The sequence below is a fragment of the Micromonospora vulcania genome, from assembly GCF_042658605.1.
GTDB lineage: Bacteria > Actinomycetota > Actinomycetes > Mycobacteriales > Micromonosporaceae > Micromonospora > Micromonospora vulcania.
The window spans coordinates 1-5,442 of record NZ_JBHSQS010000050.1 but is presented as its reverse complement, the minus strand read 5'-3'; the positions used below and the strand labels follow the sequence as shown (position 1 = coordinate 5,442).

4 protein-coding genes are annotated in these 5,442 nt (G+C 67.3%); all 4 read left to right on the top strand.

Annotated elements, in window-relative coordinates; translation table 11 throughout:
• A partial coding sequence (locus tag ACFQGL_RS32090; protein ID WP_377516405.1) for a hypothetical protein occupies positions 1–253 on the top strand: 253 nt, incomplete at its 5' end.
• Positions 254–520: 267 nt separating this feature from the next.
• Positions 521–2,572: a hypothetical protein gene (locus ACFQGL_RS32085; RefSeq protein ID WP_377516403.1), complete on the top strand. Its 2,052-nt coding sequence runs from the start codon at positions 521–523 to the stop codon at positions 2,570–2,572.
• A 318-nt stretch (positions 2,573–2,890) separates the two neighbouring features.
• The gene (locus ACFQGL_RS32080; RefSeq protein ID WP_377516401.1) at positions 2,891–4,900 is read left to right on the top strand and encodes a hypothetical protein; all 2,010 of its coding nucleotides are present in this window, start codon (positions 2,891–2,893) and stop codon (positions 4,898–4,900) included.
• Positions 4,901–4,931: 31 nt separating this feature from the next.
• Positions 4,932–5,327, top strand: a complete 396-nt coding sequence (locus ACFQGL_RS32075) for a hypothetical protein (RefSeq protein ID WP_377516399.1) — start codon at positions 4,932–4,934, stop codon at positions 5,325–5,327.
• The last annotated feature ends 115 nt before the right edge of the window (positions 5,328–5,442 follow it).

Below are 5,442 nucleotides of genomic sequence, written 5' to 3'. Positions count from 1 at the left end.
GACTCTCGATCCTGAACTCGCCCTGTCCGACGGACTTGCTATGAGCCGCTGGCCTCAACTCACCCTGACAGACAGGGGCCTCGCCATGAACGCTCATGCCGCCACTGATGACACCGCAGCCATCAACGCGCGGCTGGCAGCACTCACCTCAGCGCTTCAGGAAATCGACGAGGACGTCTCCGACGAAACCCATCGACTCGCACGTCGACTGCTCCAAAAGTCCCTACCGCACACCGATGGACCGTCGGACTGAGAGGAGGGTTTAGCGCTCTCGAGGAGACCGGGCGCGCGACTCCCAGAGCAGGTCGCGCAACCATCGCCGGATAGGCTGATAGCCGGCCAGTGGCGATTGAGTTCAGCCGCCTCGCCAAGGTCTACCGCGGTCAGGCCCCACCTCGATCTGACCGCCGTCGCTCAACGGCTGGCACCGTCTTGGTGGACTCGGGTGCACCGGATGCCCGGTTGAGTGGGTAGACGGTGGGTCTCTCGGTAGCGTCGATCGGGGACGTATGCTGCGGCCGTGCTGCAGGGACTGGACGAGGTCGGCTGGAATGAGCTGAGCCACGCGTACGGAAAGGCTCTCGACACGCCGAACCTGTTACGGCAGGCGGCCTCGCCGGACGAGGAAGCTGCTCAGGAGGCGGTCTCTGAGCTAAACGGCAGCATCTTCCACCAGGGCACCGTCTACCTGGCAACGGTGGCGGCCGTACCGTTCCTGGCCGAGCTGGCGCTGGCCGCGCCGCACGGCCGGGCCGACCTTGCCTGGATGCTCGGACAACTGGCCGACCCACAGCACGCGTACGGCGACGACTTCCCGGATGTGCGTGCCGCAGTCGTCGGGCAACTGCCGGCGCTCCTAGCGCTGCTCGCAGACGGTGATCCCAAGGTACGGGAGGCTGCAGCTTACGCGGCGGCTCAGGCCGGGACAGTCCCCAAACCGCTTTGGCAAGCTTGGCGGGTCGAAGCCAGTGAGCCGGTTCAGGCGTCGCTCGCTCTGGCGCTGGGCCTGATCGACCCGGCCGCCGCCGAACCGGTGCTGGCCGACTTGGTCTTGCATGCAGCTCCGCTGGTACGGGTGGCCGCGGCGGTGGCGCTGCTGCGGGCCGGGGTGCCCTGGCCGGACGGCGCGATCGCCGCAGTGGTCGCAGCGATCGACGACGGCGCTTCGGTCACCTATTGCTGGGCGCACGGCGGTGACTGGTCCGATGAGTTGATGGTGGTGCCGTCCGCGCCGGTCGCGCTGGATCTGCTCAGCCACCTACTGCAGGCCCGCGAGCCGAAGACCCGGGAGCTTGGCCTGTGGGCGGCGTCGGAACGGTGCGACGCCAGTCGTTCGGCGCCGCCGCAGATCGTTCCGCTGGTCGCGACTGCGTTGCACGACCCGGATCCCGGGGTGCGGAGCATTGCTCTCAACACGCTCAGCCGGGCTGGCGCGGCGGCCGGGCGATTCGCGGACCTGCTGGCGAGCATCGCCGCCGGATTCGCGCAGGAGGCCGGGGCGCCCGGGTTCACCGCTGAGTACCGGGCGGTCAGTGCCCTCGCCCGGCTCGGTGATCCCCGTTGGATCGAACCGGTGTGTGCGGCGGCAGCCGCTGGGCACCGTGCGCAGCGGTTGCTCGACGGCGCCCGCTTCGAGCCTGCGGTGCTGGCTGCGGTCCGCCAGCGCCTGGCCGACGAACCGGCCCGGGCCGACGTGCTGGCCGGGGTGCTCGGCACGTGGCGCGCCGCAGAGGCGGTGCCGGAGCTGCTTGCCGCGCTGCCGTACGAGGGACCACAGGTGGCGTGGGCGCTCCTGGAGATCGGACACGATGACGCCGCCGCCGTACCGCATCTACGTACAAGGGCGACGCAGGCCGGCGATCCGGTGGCGGCCCTGGCCATTCGACGGATCTCTGGCGACGTGCAGCCGCTCCTCGGCATCCTCGACACTGCCTTGTCCGGTGAGCGGCGGCTGTGGCCCGGTCCGCAAACGTTCGTCGACGAGTTGGGCGAGGAACTGCGCCCACTGCTGCCTAGGGCGCGCGATCAGCTCACCGGTGCGGCGGCCGGGACGCACCCGCAGCGGGAGGCCCAGATCCTCGCTGCTCGGATAGTCGCCACCATCGACGGCGTACAGCCCATCCCGACAACCGTGCGCGCGGTGCTTGCCGGTGGGCACACCCCGGCTCGCGCCGCCGCAGACCTCGTTGCAGATCTGGCCCCGGCCCACCGCGACGCCCTGACCGACCTCGATCCGCTACTGCGCAACAGGCTCGACGACCGGTGGAGCCGAGTGGCGGCGTCCCGCGCCCTTGCTCGGCTTGGCGTACCGACCGTAGACCTGACCGAGCCGCTGCTTCACGGCGTCACCGACTACGCCGGCAGGTATGGCCTGGCAACGATCCTGGAGCTACGCGCACTCGAGACGATCCCCGGTCTCGAGAAACTCGCCGCAGGCGACAACCGCCTCGGTGCCACCAGCTTCGCCGACGACATCGTCTGGGCTGACGAACTGTTGACCGGTCGTATCCGTACGACCATCGCCGCCCTGCGCCGACTGACCACAAACCCTCCGCGGGGCTGCCAGCAGTAGCCAGCCACCGGTCACCCGCGTCAAGACCGATCGAGGACTGCAGTTCAGTCTGTCCGCGCCGCTGGCGGCCGGGCTTGTAAAGCTGATGAAACCTGGCGTGCCTGAGAAGTTGTTGGACCACCCGGGCCTGCCGGTGCCCGGGAAGGCATCCACAGCGTAAGCCGGGATGTGCTCAACAGAGCCACCGGCCGACTGGCCGCATCTGCTGACCGCCGGCCAGCACCGGCGCCCGATCGTGACCGTGCGGACAGCCGGAAACGCGCTTCTCCGATTGGCGTTCGCTGCGTAGGATCTCCGGCGATCAAGGGGGATGAAACGGTGGGCGACTTCCAGCAGTTCGTGACGGATGTGACTTCGCGTCTGTCCACGATGTCCAAGGGGGAGTTGTACGCCGTCGGTGACGGTCTCGACCGGGACTCACTCTGGCTCACCTTTCTCGACTCCTTCCCCGCCGGCACCAATCTGCGGTTCCGTGAGCGATCCGAGTACGACTGCTCGACCTGCCGCGGTTTCATCAAGCACTTCGGCAACGTCGTCGAGATCCACGACGGGCGGGTCCGTACCGTCTGGGCCGGGGTGTCGGCATCCGACCCGGTCTTCTCCGTCGTCGCCGCCGCTCTGGACGAGTTCGTTCTTTCGCTGCCGTTGTCCACCATCTTCCGGTCGACTCAGGCGCAGTACGGGACGAAGACCACACGAACGCTGCGTGACGGCCAGGTCGAGGTGTGGCACCACCTGCACGGCCGGGTGGAGAGTCGGCATCGCGTCGAGGACGTCGGCGCGGCACAGGGCAACTTTGACGCCGCGGTGCAGGTCTTCCAGCGTGGCCTGGCCGAGCTGACCCGGCACGCTCTGGACACTGTCGTCGACCTCGTCGACGACAACGCCCTTTACCGCGGCGCGGAGCATCGCCGGGCGGTGACCGAGTTCCGCTCGCTGCAGAACCGGTGGACCCAGGCGGCCGACCGACGTGCCTTCGTCTTCGCCAATGCCATGAGCCCGGCTGCCCGGTTCCGCAACACGGTGATCGGTACCCTCGTCCAGGATCTCTCCGCGGGCGTCGACCTGGAGCAGGCGGTCCGGTCGTTCGAGGCGAAGGTGGCACCGCAGAATTACCAGCGCCCCACGGCGTTGATCACCCCGGGCATGGTCAAGGCCGCCATGAGGACCATTGCCGAGCTGGGCATCGAGGAGTCGTTGCAGCGACGGTTCGCCCGGTTGTCCGACGTGTCGGTCACCAACGTGCTGTGGGTCGACAACGACGCCCAGGCACGGATGAAGGACGGCATCGAAGGGCTGCTCATGCAGGCGGCCACCGACCGGTTGTCAGGTGCGCTCCTTCGCGACGCCAAGCCGGAGGAGATTCCCGTGGTCTCCTTCATGAAGGACATCCTGCCCGGCGCCGCCACCATCGATCTGTGGGTCGCCAACACTTACGAGCCGCACCTCGTCAGCCTCACCACCGGCCGACACCCGGCTGCTCCGCGGTTGTTCAAGTGGGACAACGATTTCAGCTGGTCGTACGGCGGCAACGTCACCGACTCGATCAGGGAGAAGGTCAAGCGGGCCGGCGGCAACGTCACCGGCAAGCTGCGAGTGAGCCTGTCCTGGTTCAACCACGACGACCTAGATCTGCACGTGTACGAACCCAACGGCGACCACATCTGGTACCAGGAGAAGCGCAACAAGCTGGACGTCGACATGAACGCCAGCGGGACGCTCTCCCGCGAGCCGGTGGAGAACGTCACCTGGACCGACCGTGTCCCCGACGGTGAGTACCGGATCGAGGTGAACCAGTACCGCAAGCGGGACAGCACCCAGGTCGGCTTCGTGGTCGAGACCGAGAGCAACGGGAAGATCGAGCATTACAGCCACGAGCGCGCGGTCGGCCACAAGGAGACCGTCGAGGTGGGCCGGATGACGGTCGCCGGCGGGGTGATCACCGCTTTCCGGCCGGGTAAGGACGTGCAGCCGGGCAGTGCGGGCATGGAGTTGTGGGGCATCACCACCGAACAGTTCGTACCGGTGTCCACCATCATGTACTCGCCGAACTACTTCGACGACAACGAGGTCGGCAACCGGCACTACTTCTTCATCCTGAAGGGGTGCGTGAACGACCAGCCGACGCGGGGGATCTACAACGAGTTCCTCCGCAGCGACCTGCAACCGCACCGCAAGGTGTTCGAGGTTCTCGGCGACCGCACCAAGTGCGAGCCGTCTCCGGACCAGCTGTCCGGTCTCGGCTTCAGCTCCACGGTCCGCAGCTCGGTGGTCGCCAAGGTGACCATGACCGGCGGCCGGCGCCGCCTTATCAGCATCCAGTTCTGATTCCCTACCCGGATATTCCAGAGAGGCTACCGTGACCATTTTCGAGAAGGCCACACGGGAGAAGTTCCGCTATCCGTCGGCCAAGGGACTGCTGACCACGGAACAGCTGTGGGAGCTCCCGCTTACCGCCAGGTCCGGCTTCAGCCTCGATGATGTGGCCAAGGCGGTCAACGCCGAGCTCAAGGCCGTCGACACCGAGTCGTTCGTGGCCACCGAGGCCAATCCGGCCAAGGCAACCTTGGAGACCAAGCTGGAGGTCGTCAAGCACATCATCGCCGTACGCCTCACGGAGGACCAGGCGGCGAAGGCGGCGGCGGCCAAGAAGCTGGAGAAGGAAAAGCTGCTGGCGGTCCTGGGCCGCAAGCAGGACGCGGTCCTGGAAAACCTGAGCGAGGCAGACCTGCTGGCCCGAATCAACAACCTGTAGCCCGCCGACAATCAGCGTCTGCCAGCGGGCCCGCACATCAGGGCCTCGGCAAAGTCGTGACGGTGTCTGACTTGTGGGGCTTGGAGTAGAAGCGCCGCTGTTGGTGGCAGCAAGA